This window comes from Nonomuraea sp. NPDC049400 (assembly GCF_044466425.1).
Taxonomy (GTDB): domain Bacteria; phylum Actinomycetota; class Actinomycetes; order Streptosporangiales; family Streptosporangiaceae; genus Nonomuraea.
Genome location: NZ_JBITMP010000065.1, coordinates 30,000 through 45,708 on the forward strand (window position 1 = coordinate 30,000; position 15,709 = coordinate 45,708).

Sequence of the window (15,709 nt, forward strand, 5' to 3'; positions counted from 1 at the left end):
GCTGAGAAGACCGGCCGGTCACGCGCTCGGGGCCCGCATGGGAGCCGAGGAGCCCCGGACGGTCAGCCTCGGCGCGATCAACGTGACGCCCTCGACGGTCTCGCCCGCCAATTGGGCCACGACCAGCTCAGCCGCCCGGGAGCCCAGCTGCGCCGCGGGCACCGCGACGTTGGTCACCTGCGGGGAGGTCTGGACGGCCGTCCGGTCGGGGCAGATGGCGACCACCGACGCGTCCTCGGTGACCACCCGTCCCAGCTGCGGCAGCAGGCTCAGCACGTGCGGAATCGCCGACTGGTTCAGCACGACGAAGCCAGTGGTGCCGGGACGCTCACCGAGGATGCGGGCGAGCGTGCCCGCGGTCGACTCGAACGTGCCTTCGCAGGGCCGGAAGACGGCGTTCATCCCGCGTTCCTCCGCCCGGCGCATGAACCCCGTCGACGGTGCGGTCGGCGAAGCTCTTGTGCACGCTGGTAGACGACCTCGCTCTCGCCGATCAGCACGGCACCGGCGTGCCGCGGACCTGTTCGACACGGGAGTCCTCGAGCTCGACGTCCATGAGGATGACGGCGTCGGCGGCGCCTCCCATCATGACACCGCGCAGGTCGATCTGGTGGCGATCGATCACTATCCGGACGAGCCCGGCATGGACGCCACCGAGCAGAGCGCCTACGCCGCCGACCTGGCCAGATCATGGGCGAGGGGCAAGCCGTGGCTGCTGATGGAGCAGGCTCCCGGCGTGGTCTGCACACCAAAGCGGCCGTTGGCCAAGGAGCCTCGGGGAACTGGGCCGGCACAGCCTCCAGCATGTCGTCCGGGGAGCCGTAGAGGCGGTGTCGTTCCAGTGGCGGGCCTCGCGGGGCGGCGCCGAGCAGCGGCACCAGGGCATGGCCCCGCACACGGGCGCCGATTCGCGGATCTTCCGCGAGGTGTGCGAGACGGGCCGGGTCCTCGCCGCTCTCCCGGCGGCGGCAGGCCCGGTCGAGGCCGGGTTGCGGTCCTCTGGGACGACGAGGCCGCGTGGGCGCTGCAGGCTCCCGGGCTTCCCTCTGCCGAACTCAACGTCGGGGCTCAATGAAAGCGAGGCAGAGAACGTTATCTGCGGACCGTAGTGATACAGGCTTGACAGCACCAGATCTCGTTATCGAACTGTTATGAATATCCGCGCAGTGCCCTATCGGAGCCGCGCTCTACATCGATGATGCGGAACCGAAGGATTAGAAAACGGTTGCTTTAAACTCTTGACCGGTTCGGCCGCTCCCGGCATCCTCGACGCCTAGGCAGGCAAGCGCTTTCCTGGGTAGCCGCCTGAATGGAGGACCGTGCCATGTTCGGTGTTCTGCGAAGAGTCTGCTTCGACCAGAACGCACGGAAACGTCGACGTCCGAATCCGACTCCAGCCGCCGCAGGCGCACACGTCCGACGACTCGGCGCGTTCCCCGCAGCGCTCCTGCTCGTCACCGGACTCCTGTGCGCGGCAGCCCGCCCGGCCGCCGCACAGGATCTCGGCACGTGCGCCCCGACATTCCAGTCCACCGTCAGCGAGCAGGGGTTCGTCCACCCCGGCGTCGGCCTGACCCAGCCGATCCTGGAGAACGCCCGCCGGCAGATCGCCGCGGGCGCCGAACCCTGGACCTCGTCGTTAAAGGCGATGCAGCGGTCGTCCGCGGCTGGGACCGGGGTGACCTCGTCCAACCGCAGCAGCGCCGACCCGACCAAACCCGCCTCCGACGCGTTCAACAGCCAGGGCTTCAACGGCCGCTTCATCGCCGACGGCCTCAAGTCCTACACGCAGGCGATCCTCTACGTACTCACCGGCGAGGAGGTCCACCGCAAGAACGCCCTCGACATCATCCGCATCTGGGAGCAGATGGACCCCGACAAGTACGAGTACTTCACCGACTCGCACATCCACACCGGCATTCCCCTCAACCGCATGGTCTCCGCCGCCGAACTGCTGCGCTACACCTCGTGCGCCGACGAGGCGTACCCCTGGACCGACGCGGACACGCGGTCGTTCACCGACAACCTCGTAGTCCCGGTCATCAAGACCTTCCAGAACGACAACAACCACTTCATGAACCAGCACAGCTACTCGCTCATGGGTGCGATGGCCGGCTCCATCTTCATGAACGACACCGCCCTCTACAAGCGGTCGGTCGAATGGTTCACGGTCAACGCCACCGCGAAGGACCAGGGCTTCAACGGCTCCATCAAGCGGCTGTTCCGATGGGTCGACACCAACGACGCAACCGGCGAGCCGATCGACGACCCGCACGTCCAGCACGCCGAGATGGGACGCGACCAGGCCCACGGCGGTGGCGACCTCACCAACGCCGCGATCATCTCCCGCATGCTGCTGGCGCAGCAGACGAAGGTCGACCCCGTCGACGGCACCGTCTCCGACGCCCCGAACGCAGTGGGCCCCTATGAGTTCCTCGGCGACCGGATCCTCGCCGCCGCCGACTACTTCTGGCGGTTCATGCTCGGCCACGACACCCCGTGGACCCCGATGGCGTACGCCATCTCGCCTGACGGCACCATCCGCGACACCTACAACCACATCTCGAACAGCTACCGCGGGCGCTATAACACCGCGAGCTTCTGGGACATCTATTACTATTACGCGTTCACCCGCGGCGAGGACCTCAGAAAGCTCGCGCCGTACTTCGCCGAGGCGTACGCCAAGCGCAACGGCCCCCTGTTCTACTACGGCGGCCGCCTCAACAACGCGTGGGACAACGTGGACGGCGGCGGCGACTCGTGGCTCTTCGCGCCCGTCTCGGCGACCGGGCAGACCGTGCCGCCGCTGCAGGACAGCCCGACGATCCTCGAAGTCGAGAACAAGTACACCCGGCTCTCCGGCGACGTCGAGCACGGAACCGACGCCGGCGCCGCATACGTGCGGATGTCTACCGCGCGCCCCGGCTCCGAGATCGCCTACCTCAGCGGCTCGAGCAGCAAGCAGCTCCTTGCCTTCCGGGTCCGCACCGACGGCGAGGTCCGGCTGCGCATCGACCGCCACGACGACCGCACGATCCTTGTGCCGGACACCGGCGGCGAATGGCGGTACGTCATGTACCCGCACTCCATCGGGGACATGCTGTTCATCCAGGCCACCGGCGACGGGGCGACCGTCGACATCGATCACATCAACACGAATGCCGCCACCGAACTGACACCGCCCGCCTTCGACGACACCTCGACCGCCCGCATCGTGAGCTGGAAGGGCGCGACCGCCACGGCCGACCTCTCCGCGCACTACGCCGGCGCCGACAAGCTCGCCTACACGGCGCGGGGACTGCCCGCCGGGGCGACCCTCGACGCCTCCACCGGGCAGCTGACCTGGACGCCCGCCGCAGCCGGCTCGACCGGCATCACCGTGACGGTCTCCGACGGCACCACCCTGGCGAGCCACCACGTCGTACTCGCCGCCGACCACAACCGCTCCGGCGCGCTCGCGCTCGCCCAGGAGGGCCACGAGGCGGACGCCGAGTACGTCTCCGACACCGAGGCCGCCTTCGACCAGGCGCTCACCACTGCCCAGGCCCTGGACAAGAAGGGTACGGACGACGAGTACCTCGCCGCGCTGGCCCACCTCGTGACGGCGGTCGACGGTCTCGCCCTCCTCTCCCCGCACACGGCCGTGGACCGCAGCCTCGACTATCCCTCGTTCGTGATCAGCTCCACGGCCGGGGCCAACATCGGCAACCTCGTCGACGGCGACAACCAGTCGGGAACCGGGTACGCCCAGGCGGTCAACCTCTCCCACACCGTCGACTTCGGGCCCGACTTCCGAGTCTCGGCGACCCGCTTCGGATTCCAGAGCAACATCTTCGCCGACCGGCTCGCGAACTCCACCGTCTACGGCTCGAACGACGGCAAGAACTGGACTCGTCTGACTCCGGGCGTCACCCGGTTCACCCAGGACTTCAACACCCTCGACGTCGCCCCCGCTCTGCGCGACCAGCAATTCCGCTACATCAAGGTCCAGATGCTCAAACCCCTGCCGGACGTGCTCTACGGCATCGTCCGCAACCTGTTCGAAATGACCGAGTTCCACATCTACGGCGACCGGCACGAGATCGGCAATTTCGTCAAGGCGACCTCGATCGCCTCCGACCAGGCCATCGCCGGCAAGATCATGACAGGCGACACCGTCGACGTCTCGGTCACCGCGAAGAAGCCGATCCAACAGGTCACCGTCACCGTCCAAGGTGTGACGGGGAAGGCGAACTCCGACGACGGCGTCAACTGGACCGCCTCGGTCAAACTCGACGACGTGGCCCCCGGCGACATCCAGGTCGCGGTCGACTACCTCGACGCCGACGGCAAGCCCGGGCCGACCGCCTACGGCACCACCGACGGATCGAAGCTCTACATCGCGGGCGACCCCGCGCACTTCATCGACGTGGCCAAGCTGGCCACCGTCACCGCCTCCGACAAACAGTGGCCGGGCAACGGACTGGGCGCCGACGAGGTCGGCTACCTGCTCTTCGACCGCAAGCCCGACACGTACGGCGACCTGAACACCGGACCAGGCGCGTACTACGACATCGACTTCGGCGCTCACGCGACCGTGCGGCCCGACGAGGTCCTGATCCTGCCGCGGGCCAGCCACCCCCAGCGGGCCAACGGCACCGTCGTGCAGGGGTCGAACGACGGCCAGACCTGGACTGACCTCACCATGCCACTCACCGGCGCCGTCGCAAACGGCTGGAGCGACCAGCCCACCTCGGGCGAAGAGCATTACCGGTACCTGCGGATCTACAACGCCACAAGCTGGTACGGCGACCTCTCCGAGGTCGAACTCTACGGCGACATCAAGTACGACGCATAGTTCGGCTCAAAGGCGCGCACGACCGACGACGTCACCAGGGCGAGCGCCCACCAATACGAAAGGAGGTCGCTCGGATCCGAGCGGGACTGGATGAGGAGCGGAGGGCGCGGACCGCACCGCGCAGCTCAACGCGTGCCGCGCCCAAGCCTCGATCTGACCGTCGGTCGGAAGGATGCCAGCAAGGCGATACAACCGATGACTGAGAACATCTGATCGGATGGCCACCCCCGTCAAGCCCCTTCTCACTGCCTGACCTCGCTGGTGTGAACCGCCTGGGATCTAGGAAACGTTGTCTGAATCGATCTGTCTGCATGAGTCCGGCAAAGTCCCCGAAACATCAGATTTATGCGGGTGACATCTTGCATCGGGGCATCGCCAGGTTCTAACTTCCGTAGAGACCGTTTTCTATCCGCCTACTCCCCGTCCCCGCCGACGCGCGCGGCGCGTTCCCCCTTACGGAGAGGTGTCCTCATGACCCGTAAGCAGCTGAAAGCCGCAGCTGTGACCATCATCGCGACGTCCGTCACCCTGGCCGGCTGCGGCGGCGAGCAACCCGCCGCGCCCCAGAGCAAGGGACCGGTCACCGTCACCTGGTGGTCCTGGGACGAGAACAAGTTCCTCGACCCGATCGTCGAGAAGTTCAACGCCACCCACGACCACATCAAGCTCAAGGTGGTCAAGCAGGCCGACCTTCCGGGCACCGCGGCGAACCTGCGCAATGCCGTGGCCGCGAAGCAGGACGTGCCCTGCCTGGTCAAGAACTTCGGCGAGGTGCCAGGACTGGCCGGTGAAGGGCTGCTGGAGGACGTCACGGAGGAGTTCGAGCCGTACACCAAGAAGGGCCTGTACAACGAGCCGGCCCACGCCGGCGCGCAGGCCGGCGGCCGCTACTACGGCGTCCCGTCGGGGTTCAACCCGTCGTTCATGATCATCAACCGGGCCGTCTACGACAAGTACGGCATCGCGCCGCCCAAGACCTGGGACGAGCTGATCGCGGCAGGCAAGGAGCTGAAGAAGCGCGGCGTCTACGTGATGAACCTCGCCGGCGAGGACCCCTCCACGCTGGTCAACCTGACCCAGCAGGCCGGCGGCACCTGGTACAAGGTCGAGGGCGACACATGGAAGGTGGACTTCCTTTCGCCCGAGTCACTCAAGGCCGCTGAGGTCGTCCAGCAGCTGGTGGACAACGATCTGGTGGCGAACCAGACCTACCAGGACCGACCGGCGCTCATCGCCTACTTCGACTCCGGCAAGATGGTGTCCCTGCCCACCTCCACCTGGCAACTCGGCAACTACGAGCTCAACTACAAGAAGTCGCTGGGCGACTGGCAGCCCATCGACCTTCCGCAGTTCGCCGACGCCCCGACGTTCGTCACGAACGCGCACGGCAGCGCCATCCTGGTGCCGAAGGGCTGCCAGAACGTGAAGGAGGCGGTCGAGGCGGCCGTCTGGATGACGACGAGCAAGGAAGCCGTCGACGCCAGCTACCAGGAGGACACCAAGCAGTACGCCTGGCCGGGCGCCATCCCCGACCCAAGCCCCTGGGTCGACTCCGCGGTGCCGGCGAAGTTGTTCGGCGAGCGCCGCGCCGAGGCCAAGGACGTCATCCTCAAGGCGGTCAAGAGCGCCCAGGACCCCTGGGTGGTCGGCCCCAACTACACCGGCGTGTTCACCGAGCTCCAGGACCAGTGGGCGCAGATCGTCACCAAGAAGATCACGGTGCGCGAGGCGCTGGAGCACATGCAGAAGTTCACGGTCGACGACCTCAAGGCCAAGAACATCAATGTCCAGGGCTGACAGCATGGCCTCGCCCGCCGTCATGACCTGGCGGCGGATCGCGGCGATCAAGGGCGCCTCCTTCACCGTCCCGTTCTTCCTCGGGTTCGTGCTGTTCACGGCGGTGCCGATCGTCCTGGCGCTGCGCGAGAGCATGTACACGACCAAGAGCTCCGGGCTTGGGTTCGGCGAGAAGACCATCGAGTTCTCGGGGCTCGCCAACCTGCTGAAGGGCATGGGCGACGAGCGGTTCTGGGCGGGGATGGGGCGGGTGGCGCTGTTCGCGGCCATCAGCATCCCGCTCATCCAGGTCGCGAGCGTCGCCGTGGCGCTGCTGCTCGACGCCGCCACCCGGAAGGTGGCGGCGCGGTTCCGGCTGGCGCTGCTGATCCCGTACATGATCCCGGGGATCGTGGCGACGCTCATCTGGATCTACCTCTACAGCCCCGACGTCGGGCCGCTGACGCCGTTCTTCGCGCTGTTCGGGGTGGACGCCGACTTCTACAGCGGCGAGCTGATCTGGGTGTCGATCGGCAATCTGATGGCGTGGGGCGGCATCGGGTTCAACATGCTCATCGTGTACGCCGCGCTGCAGGCCGTGCCTCGGGAGATCTTCGAGGGCGCCCGCGTGGACGGGGCTTCGGAGCTGCGGATCGCCTGGTCGATCAAGGTGCCGTTGATCCGGCGATCGTTGGTGCTGACGACTGTGCTCAGCATCATCGGCACGCTGCAGATCTTCAGCGACCCGATGCTCTTCCGGTCGATGGCGCCGGAGACCGTCACTCGCGACTTCACGCCGATCATGGGCATTTACGACTGGGCCTTCGCACAGGGTGACTTCAACTACGCCGCCGCCCTTTCCATCATCCTGGCCCTCGTCGTCGGCCTGGCGTCGGCGATCTTCTACCGGTTCACGAACAAGGCGCCGACCTCATGACCACGACGCTCGACCGCCGTACCGTCACCGACTCCGCCCCGCGGCAACCGGTGGTGCCGCACAGCAAACGTACGAAGGCGACGGTGCTGTTCGGGCTGATCGCCTTCACCGTGTACTCCGTGGCGCCCGTGTGGTGGCTGATCGTGGCCGCGACGAAGGGGCAGAGCGACCTCTACACGACCAACGGGCTGTGGTTTGCCGAGTTCCGGCTGCTGGACAACTTCCGGCAGTTGTTCACCTACCAGGACGGCATCTTCCTGACGTGGATGTGGAACACCGTGGTCTACAGCCTCGCCGGGACCGCGGGAATGACGCTGATCTGCGTCGCCTGCGGCTACGGACTGGCGATGTACCGCTTCCGGGGCCGCGGCGTGATGATGGGCTGCATCATCGGCTCTTTCCTGGTGCCGCACGCGCTGCTCACCATCCCGTCCTTCCTGCTCTACACGGACCTGCGGATGATCGACACGCCCTGGGCGATCATCGTGCCGAGCTTCTTCAGCGCCTTCTCGGTATACCTGGCGAAGGTCTACGCCGAGGGCGCCATCCCGCACGAGTTGCTGGAAGCGGCCAGGATCGACGGGGCCGGCGAGTACCGCATCTTCTTCGTCATCGGGGCGCGGCTGATGTCCACGGGCGCGGCGACGATCTTCTTGCTCGGCTTCGTGGGGTCGTGGAACTCCTTCTTCGGCCCTCTGGTCTACCTGCGCAGCCAGGACAAGTGGACGGTCATGCTGGGCCTCTACTCGTGGCTCAAGGTCAAGGTGGACAACTCCACGGACCTGACCGGGCTGGTCGTGGTCGGCTCGATCGTCTCGCTGATCCCCATGGTGGCTTTGATGGTGTCCATGCAGCGCTACTGGCGCTCCGGCGTCACCTTGGGCAGCCTCAAATAGAGGGTTGTTGGAAAACGTTGTCTATACTGCGGGATCATGGCCAGGAGAGACGAGCACCGCCCGAACACGATCCGGGACGTCGCGGCGCGGGCCGACGTGTCCGTCTCCACGGTGTCCAGGGTGATGGCCGGGGACTACCCGGTGGCGCAGGCCACCAGGCAGCGGGTGCAGCGGGCGATCAAGGAGCTCAACTACGTCGCCAACACCCACGCCCGCGCGCTGGTGGCGGGCAGCACCCAGACGGTGGCGTTCATCGTCAACGACGTGCGCGGGCCCGCCTTCGCCACCGCCGTGCACGGAGCCGAGCACGAGGCCGCGCGCCGCGGGCGGCTGTGCCTGGTGTGCACGACCGAGGGCGATCCCGAGCGGGAGCTGACCGCCATCCACCTCATGCGCGAGCAGCGCGCGTCGGCGGTGATCCTCATCGGCGGGACGGTCGACGGGCCTGCCTACCACGCGCGCATGGCCGAGATCGCACGCTCGCTGGACGCGGCGGGGTCGCGGCTGGTCCTGTGCGGCAGGCCGCCGATCGGCAACGACATGCCGGTCACGGTCGTGGAGTACGACAACGAGGCCGGCGCCTACGCCGCGACAGCTCACCTGCTGTCCCGCGGGCATCGGCGGATCCTTTTCCTGGGCGGCGGGCCGCCGGGGTTCACCACGACCGCGGGCCGGCTGGCGGGGTACCGGCGGGCGCTGGAGGACAATGGAGTGCCCGTCGACCCCGAGCTGATCGAGACGAAGGTGCAGTTCAGCCGGGCGTCCGGCTATGAGCACACGCGGCGGTGGCTGAGCTCGGGGCCGCCGTTCACCGCGATCTTCGCCGAGACGGACATCGTCGCGGGCGGCGCGATGGCCGCGGTCTTCGAGTCGGGTCTGAGCGTGCCCGAGGACATCTCGCTCGTGGGCTACGACGACATACCGCTGGCGACGGACCTGCGGCCGCAGCTGACGACCGTGCGCGTGCCGTACGAGGAGCTGGGCCGCAGCGCCGTGCGCCTGGCATTGGAGCTGAAGGAGGGGCGGGCGAGCAGCGGCTCGGAGCAGCACACCGTATTCGGCACCCACCTCGTGGTGCGCCACTCCGTCGCGCCACCCGCCCTCCAGTAGCGCGTCGCGCACGGCCCCGGCCAGCGGGGCGGGTCGGCCAGGCCCGCCCGCACCGCCAATGCCCCCAGCATGCTGCTGACCGCGACCGATCCTCATGCTCCGATCAGCCATACTCCGGTTCTCTCCTGTCTCCTCTCGCGATCGTTCACCGGGACGGTGGGCGGCGGCCACTGTGCGGCCGCCGCCCGGCGTGATGGGTCATTCGGAGGAGAAGGCGGCGTCGAAAGCGGCGGCCGGTGGAGTGATGGCGTTGAGCGAGCGGATGTAGGCGAGGGATTCCGGCGCGCCGTGCAGCCGGTCCATGCCCGCGTCCTCCCACTCGATGGAGATCGGGCCGTCGTAGCCGATGTGGTTGAGCGCGCGGAAGCACGCCTCCCACGGCACGTCGCCCCGGCCGGTGGACACGAAGTCCCAGCCACGCCGGGGGTCGGCCCAGGCCAGGTGGGAGGACAGGCGGCCGCGCCGGCCGTCGCGGGTGGCCACCCGGGCGTCCTTGCAGTCCACGTGGTAGATCCGGTCGGCGAAGTCGAGGATGAAGTTCGCCGGGTCCAGGTCCTGCCACACCATGTGCGAGGGGTCCCAGTTCAGCCCGAAGGCGGGCCGGTGCCCGATGGCCTCCAGCGTCCGGACCGTGGTGTGGTAGTCGTAGGCGATCTCGCTCGGGTGCACCTCATGGGCGAAGCGCACCCCGACCTCGTCGAAGACGTCGAGGATCGGGTTCCACCGGTCGGCGAAGTCAGCGTAGCCCGCCTCGATCATCGACGGGGGCACCGGCGGGAACATCGCCAGCGTGTGCCAGATGGACGAGCCGGTGAAGCCGACGACGGTCGTGACGCCGAGCGCGGCCGCCGCGCGGGCGGTGTTCTTGATCTCTTCGGCGGCGCGCCGCCGTACGCCTTCGGGTTCACCGTCGCCCCAGATGCGGGCGGGCACGATGCCCTTGTGGCGATCGTCGATGGGGTGGTCGCAAACCGCCTGGCCGACCAGGTGGTTGGAGATCGTCCACACCCCGAGGTTGTACTTGGCCAGGGTCTCCTTCTTGCGTTCGATGTAGGAGTCGTCCGCGAGGGCCTTGTCGACCTCGAAGTGGTCGCCCCAGCAGGCGATCTCCAGGCCGTCGTAGCCCCACTCCGACGCCAGCCGGCAGACCTCCTCGAACGGCAGGTCCGCCCACTGCCCGGTGAACAACGTGACCGGCCTCGTCATGAACCCTCCACAGTGATGAAGCGGCTGTCCTCAGCCGCGCTCTGCTCGACAGCCGCCAGCACCCGCTGCACCCGCAGGCCGTCCTCGAAGGACGGTGCGGGGTCGGTGCCGGCGGCGATCGCCTCCAGGAAGTCCTTCATCTCGTGGACGAAGGCGTGCTCGTACCCGAGGCCGTGACCAGGCGGCCACCACGCCCCGGCGTACGGGTGGTCCGGCTCGGTGACCTGCACCCGCCGGAATCCGTGCTCGGCGCTGTCGATGGTGTGGTCGTGGAACCACAGGTCGTTCATCGACTCGAAGTCGAAGGCCAGGCTGCCCAGGGCGCCGTTGATCTCGATGCGCAGCGCGTTCTTGCGACCGGTCGCGAAGCGGGTGGCCTCGAAGGAGGCCAGCCCGCCGCCGCTGAGCCGTCCGATGAACAGCGCCGCGTCGTCCACGGTGACCGCGCCCCTCCCGGTTCCGCCGCCGGCCGAGAGCCCGGCCGAACTGGCCGCCAGGGGACGCTCCTTGACGAAGGTCTCGGTCAGCGCCGCCACCCCGGTCAGCCACTCACCGGTGATGAACTCGGCGACGTCGACGATGTGGGCGCCGATGTCGCCGAGGGCCCCAGAGCCGGCCTTGTCCTTCTGGAGCCGCCAGACCAGGGGGAATTCCGGGTCGACGATCCAGTCCTGCAGATACTGCGCCCGCACGTGCCGGATATCGCCGAGCATGCCCTCTTCGACGAACCGCCGGGCCAGCGCGACGGCGGGCACGCGGCGGTAGTTGAAGGCGACCATGCTGCGCACACCGCGCGCCGCCGCCTCCTTCGCCGCCACGGCCATGGCCGCGGCCTCGGCGACGGTGTTGGCGAGCGGCTTCTCGCAGATCACGTGCTTGCCTGCCGCCAGCGCCGCGACGGCGATCTCGGCGTGCGAGTCGCCGGGCGTGCAGATGTCGACGATCTGCACGTCGTCGCGATCGAGGAGGCGCTTCCAGTCGGTCTCCGCGCCGGCCCACCCCAGCTTCTCGGCGGCCTGCGCGGTCGCCTCGGCGGATCTGCCGGCCACGGCCACCATCGAGGGCCTGAACGGCAGGTCGAAGAACGCGTCCACGCTGCGCCACGCCTGGGAGTGGGTACGGCCCATGAACGCGTAGCCGACCATGCCGATCCCGATGACGGGCCTCATGACTCGAACCCGAGAGGCAGGTACTGGGCGGCGTTGTCCTTGGTGATGGTCTCCGAAGCCAGTGTGATCGACTGCGGCACCTGCTGCTCCAGCAGATCGCTCATGCCCTTGCCCTGGGCGATCAACCGGGCAATCTTGATCGCCGAGGCGGCCATGGTGGGGGGATAGGTGACGGTGGCCTTCAGCACGCCGCTGCCGGCCTGGATGTCACGCATCGCGTTGGCCGAGCCCGCGCCGCCGACCATGAAGAACTCGTTGCGACCGGCCTCCTTGATCGCCGCCAGCACGCCGATGCCCTGGTCGTCGTCGTGGTTCCAGATCGCGTCGATCTTCTTGTGCGCCTGGAGCAGGTTGGCGGCCACCTGCGTTCCGGACTCCACCGTGAACTTGGCGTCCTGTTGGGCGGTCACCTTGAAGCCGTACGTCTTCAGCGCGTCGGCGAAGCCCTTGCTGCGGTCCTGGGTCAGCGGCAGCGTGGCGATGCCCTGGATCTCCAGGATGACCGGGTTGGAGACGCCCTTGTCCTTCAGCGTCTTGCCGATGTGGTGTCCGGCGGCCACACCCATGCCGTAGTTGTCCCCTCCGATCCAGGCCCGGTACGACAGCTTGTCCGGGAAGACGCGGTCCACGTTGACCACCGGGATGCCCGCGTCCATGGCCTGCCGGGCGACCTGGTTGAGCTGCTGGCCGTCGTTCGGCAGGATCACCAGCACGTTGACCTTCGCCTGGATCAGCGACTCCACCGCCGAGATCTGCTGGTTGATGTCGTTGGTCGGCTCGACCGGCTTGAACTCGACGTCGGTGTACTGCTTGGCCGCGTCCGCCGCGTTCTTGCTGATGGCGGCGATCCAGCCGTGGTCGGCGGCCGGGGCCGAGAAGCCGATGACGACCTTCTCGCCGGGGGCGTCGTTGCCTTCCTTGGCCGCGGGAGCGGCGGCTGGCGCGCTCGCCTGCTGGTTGGCGACCGGCTCGTTGCTGGTGCAGGCGCTGATGAGGGCACCCGCGCCGAGGGCGGCGCCGCTGAAGAGGAAGCCGCGCCGGGCGACGTTCTTGTCCATGTCTGCTCTCCTTGCTGAAGCCGGAAGGCTTGCGATCCGGCCCTGGTGTCAGGTGTGCGTTCTGAGGCTTCGCCGCTGCAGCAGCACGGCGGCGACGATGATCGCGCCTTTGGCGATGAGCTGGTCGGCGGTGTTCAGGCCGTTCAGGATGAACAGGTTGGTGATCACAGTGAAGATCAGCAGACCGAGGATCGATCCGATGATCGTGCCCCGGCCGCCGCTCAGCAGCGTCCCGCCGATGATCACTGCGGCGATCGCGTCCAGCTCGTACAGGTCGCCGTGCGTGGACGATCCGGTCGTGGTCCTGGCCATGATCAGCACCGCGGCGATCCCGCAGCACAACCCCGACAGGGCGTACAGCAGCAGCGTGTGTTTGCGCACGTCGATGCCGGCCAGGCGGGCGGCCTCGGGGTTGCCGCCCACCGCGTAGGTGCGCCGGCCGAACGTCGTGCGGTTGAGCACCAGCCAGCCGAGCAGCACCACCAGCGCGAACACGTACACCAGCAGCGGCAGCCCGAGCACCCGGGTGGTCGACAGGCTCACGATCATCGAGTTGTCCTGCTGCACGAGCTGTGTGCGCTGGTTGGACATCCGCTGCGCCAGACCGCGCGCGGCCACCATCATCGCCAGCGTCGCGATGAACGGCACCATCCGGCCGTAGGCGATCAAGATGCCGTTCACCACTCCCGCGCCGGTGCCCACCAGCACCGCGCACACGATCATCACGACCGGCCCGTAGGACTGGGTCGCCAGCGTGGTCGCCCACACCGACGCCAACGCCATCAGCGCGCCCACCGACAGATCGATGCCACCACCGATAATCACGAACGTCATGCCAACAGTGATCACCCCGATGGTCGAGGCCAGCGCCAGGATGCTCACCACGTTGGAGGAGGTGGCGAAGTTCTCCGGCTTCGTCACCAATCCCACGATCGCCAGCAGTATCAACGCCGCGACCAGTCCCAGATGCCGGACCTCACCCAGCCGGCCGAACCGCCCGCCCGGTCCCGCCGCCTTCAATCGCGGACCTGTCGGCGCGGCCCGATCAACCTCGGTCATGCGATGCTCCTTCGGTGGGGGGATTCGCCACATCGGATCCGGGCCTCTGTCCTGCGGAGACCATCACCAGGTCGAGCACCCGGTGCTCGTCCAGGTCCTCGGCCGGTGCCTCATGGACGATCCGGCCCTCGCGGATGACCAGCACCCGGTCGGCCAGGCCCAGCACCTCGGGCACCTCGCTGGACACCAGCAGCACGCCGATGCCGTCGTCGGCGAGCTTGCGCACCAGCACGTACAGCTCGGCCCGGGCGCCGACGTCCACACCCCGTGTGGGCTCGTCCAGCAGCAGCAGCTTGCGGTCCTCGGCCAGCCAGCGTCCCAGCACCGCCTTCTGCTGGTTGCCGCCCGACAGGGTCCTGATCGGCCGGCGCGGATCGGGCGGACGGATGTCCAGCGCCTGCGACAGCCGTTCGGCCTCGGCGAACTCGGTCCGGCGGTCGAGCCAGCCCAGCCACCGCGGCCTGGTGTAGCGGCTCAGGCTCGCCAGCGTGATGTTCTGCGCGACGGGGTGGTCCAGCAGCAACGCCTGCGCCTTGCGCTCCTCGGGGGCCAGGCCCATGCCCATCCGCACCGCGCGGGTCGTGCTGCCCGGCCGCACCGTCCGCCCGTCGAGCACGACCCGGCCGCGGGCCCGCCGCGCGCCGTAGATCGCCTCGATGATCTCGCTGCGACCGGAGCCGACCAGGCCGGCCAGGCCGACGATCTCCCCGGCTCTGATGCTGAACGAGACGTCCGCGAACCGGCCGGGCAGCGTCAGGTTCTCCACCCGCAGCACCTCGGTCCGCTCCTCGGGGGCGGTCCTGCGGGGCCGGGGCGGGAAGACGTACTCGACGTTGCGGCCGGTCATCAGCGCCACGATCTTCGAGGTCGGGGTGTCCTTGGCCGCCAGCCCCACCGCGACCGTGCGCCCGTCCTTCAGCACGGTGACCCGGTCGCCGATCTCGCGGATCTCCTCCAGCCGGTGGGAGATGTAGATCACCGCCACCCTCTGGGAGGTGAGGTCGCGGATCACCCGGAACAGGTTGCCGACCTCGTCGTGGTCCAGCGCGGCCGACGGCTCGTCCATGATGATCAGCCGGGCCGAGTGTGACAGCGCCCTGGCCATGCTGACGATCTGCTTGTGAGCCGGCGACAGCCGGCCCACCTCGGTCCGAGGGCGGATCTCGCCGTGCCCCAGCCGCTCGAGCAGCTCAGCCGTCGCCCGGTCGCCCTCGGCCCGGCGGGAGAAGCCGAAGGTCGCCGGCTCGTGACCGAGGAAGATGTTCTCCGTCACGCTCAACCCATCCACAAGGTCGAGCTCCTGGTAGATGGTAGCGATCCCGTGACCCATCGCCGCGGTCGGCGGCGCCAGCCGTACGGGCGAGCCGTCGAGCAGCACTTCGCCCTCGTCGGGTTCGTGGGCACCGGACAGGATCTTGATGAGCGTGGACTTCCCGGCGCCGTTCTGGCCGAGCAGGCAGTGCACCTCTCCGGCTCTGACCTCAAGGTTCACACCGTCCAAGGCGCGCACGCCCGGGAACTGCTTGACGATTCCTCGCATCACGAGCAGCGATGACGAGTCGGATGGTGACCGCGGCACAGGGGCCTCCCTTGGTTACGGTGTGGCCGTGCCCGCCTGGTTGCCCCGCCCGCCTGACGGCGCCGGTTGGCACCGCCGCGAC

Annotated in this window: 13 protein-coding genes and 1 pseudogene; 7 read left to right on the forward strand and 7 right to left on the reverse strand. The window is 68.2% G+C overall.

Annotated elements, in window-relative coordinates; genetic code table 11:
* Nucleotides 1-18: 18 nt before the first annotated feature.
* Nucleotides 19-426 carry a substrate-binding domain-containing protein gene (locus tag ACIBVN_RS52840; RefSeq protein ID WP_397149163.1) on the reverse strand — a complete coding sequence of 136 codons (408 nt, stop codon included), beginning with the start codon at nt 424-426 and terminating at the stop codon, nt 19-21.
* Nucleotides 427-493: 67 nt separating this feature from the next.
* Complete coding sequence (locus ACIBVN_RS52845) at nt 494-625, reverse strand: hypothetical protein (protein ID WP_397149165.1); 132 nt, start codon at nt 623-625, stop codon at nt 494-496.
* Between the two features lie 18 nt (nt 626-643).
* Here ACIBVN_RS52845 and ACIBVN_RS52850 point away from each other — a divergent pair.
* From ACIBVN_RS52850 to ACIBVN_RS52880, 7 genes and pseudogenes are all read left to right on the forward strand, one after another.
* A pseudogene (locus ACIBVN_RS52850) lies at nt 644-691 on the forward strand (hypothetical protein); the annotation flags it as partial.
* A gap of 91 nt (nt 692-782) precedes the next feature.
* Nucleotides 783-1,109, forward strand: a complete 327-nt coding sequence (locus ACIBVN_RS52855; protein ID WP_397149201.1) for a beta-galactosidase — start codon at nt 783-785, stop codon at nt 1,107-1,109.
* A gap of 215 nt (nt 1,110-1,324) precedes the next feature.
* Nucleotides 1,325-4,837, forward strand: coding sequence for a putative Ig domain-containing protein (locus ACIBVN_RS52860; protein ID WP_397149167.1), 3,513 nt, complete (start codon nt 1,325-1,327; stop codon nt 4,835-4,837).
* Between the two features lie 471 nt (nt 4,838-5,308).
* Nucleotides 5,309-6,634 carry an ABC transporter substrate-binding protein gene (locus ACIBVN_RS52865; protein ID WP_397149169.1) on the forward strand — a complete coding sequence of 442 codons (1,326 nt, stop codon included), beginning with the start codon at nt 5,309-5,311 and terminating at the stop codon, nt 6,632-6,634.
* The gene (locus tag ACIBVN_RS52870) at nt 6,621-7,550 is read left to right on the forward strand and encodes a carbohydrate ABC transporter permease (protein ID WP_397149171.1); all 930 of its coding nucleotides are present in this window, start codon (nt 6,621-6,623) and stop codon (nt 7,548-7,550) included. The genes ACIBVN_RS52865 and ACIBVN_RS52870 overlap by 14 nt, the downstream gene beginning before the upstream one ends.
* On the forward strand, nt 7,547-8,446 hold the full coding sequence (locus tag ACIBVN_RS52875) for a carbohydrate ABC transporter permease (protein WP_397149173.1): 900 nt from the start codon (nt 7,547-7,549) through the stop codon (nt 8,444-8,446). Before ACIBVN_RS52870 ends, ACIBVN_RS52875 begins: the two co-directional genes overlap by 4 nt.
* A 36-nt stretch (nt 8,447-8,482) precedes the next feature.
* The gene (locus tag ACIBVN_RS52880; RefSeq protein ID WP_397149175.1) at nt 8,483-9,556 is read left to right on the forward strand and encodes a LacI family DNA-binding transcriptional regulator; all 1,074 of its coding nucleotides are present in this window, start codon (nt 8,483-8,485) and stop codon (nt 9,554-9,556) included.
* A 198-nt stretch (nt 9,557-9,754) separates the two neighbouring features.
* Here ACIBVN_RS52880 and ACIBVN_RS52885 read toward each other — a convergent pair whose 3' ends face one another.
* The 5 genes from ACIBVN_RS52885 to ACIBVN_RS52905 are packed head-to-tail and all read right to left on the reverse strand — an operon-like array spanning nt 9,755 to nt 15,588.
* A complete protein-coding gene (locus tag ACIBVN_RS52885) occupies nt 9,755-10,762 on the reverse strand; it encodes a sugar phosphate isomerase/epimerase family protein (protein ID WP_397149177.1) in 1,008 nt (335 codons plus the stop codon).
* On the reverse strand, nt 10,759-11,931 hold the full coding sequence (locus ACIBVN_RS52890; protein WP_397149178.1) for a Gfo/Idh/MocA family protein: 1,173 nt from the start codon (nt 11,929-11,931) through the stop codon (nt 10,759-10,761). Before ACIBVN_RS52890 ends, ACIBVN_RS52885 begins: the two co-directional genes overlap by 4 nt.
* Nucleotides 11,928-12,989, reverse strand: a complete 1,062-nt coding sequence (locus tag ACIBVN_RS52895) for an ABC transporter substrate-binding protein (protein ID WP_397149180.1) — start codon at nt 12,987-12,989, stop codon at nt 11,928-11,930. The genes ACIBVN_RS52890 and ACIBVN_RS52895 overlap by 4 nt, the downstream gene beginning before the upstream one ends.
* Before the next feature lie 48 nt (nt 12,990-13,037).
* Nucleotides 13,038-14,048: an ABC transporter permease gene (locus tag ACIBVN_RS52900; RefSeq protein WP_397149182.1), complete on the reverse strand. Its 1,011-nt coding sequence runs from the start codon at nt 14,046-14,048 to the stop codon at nt 13,038-13,040.
* Nucleotides 14,035-15,588: a sugar ABC transporter ATP-binding protein gene (locus ACIBVN_RS52905; protein ID WP_397149184.1), complete on the reverse strand. Its 1,554-nt coding sequence runs from the start codon at nt 15,586-15,588 to the stop codon at nt 14,035-14,037. The genes ACIBVN_RS52900 and ACIBVN_RS52905 overlap by 14 nt, the downstream gene beginning before the upstream one ends.
* Between the last annotated feature and the right edge of the window lie 121 nt (nt 15,589-15,709).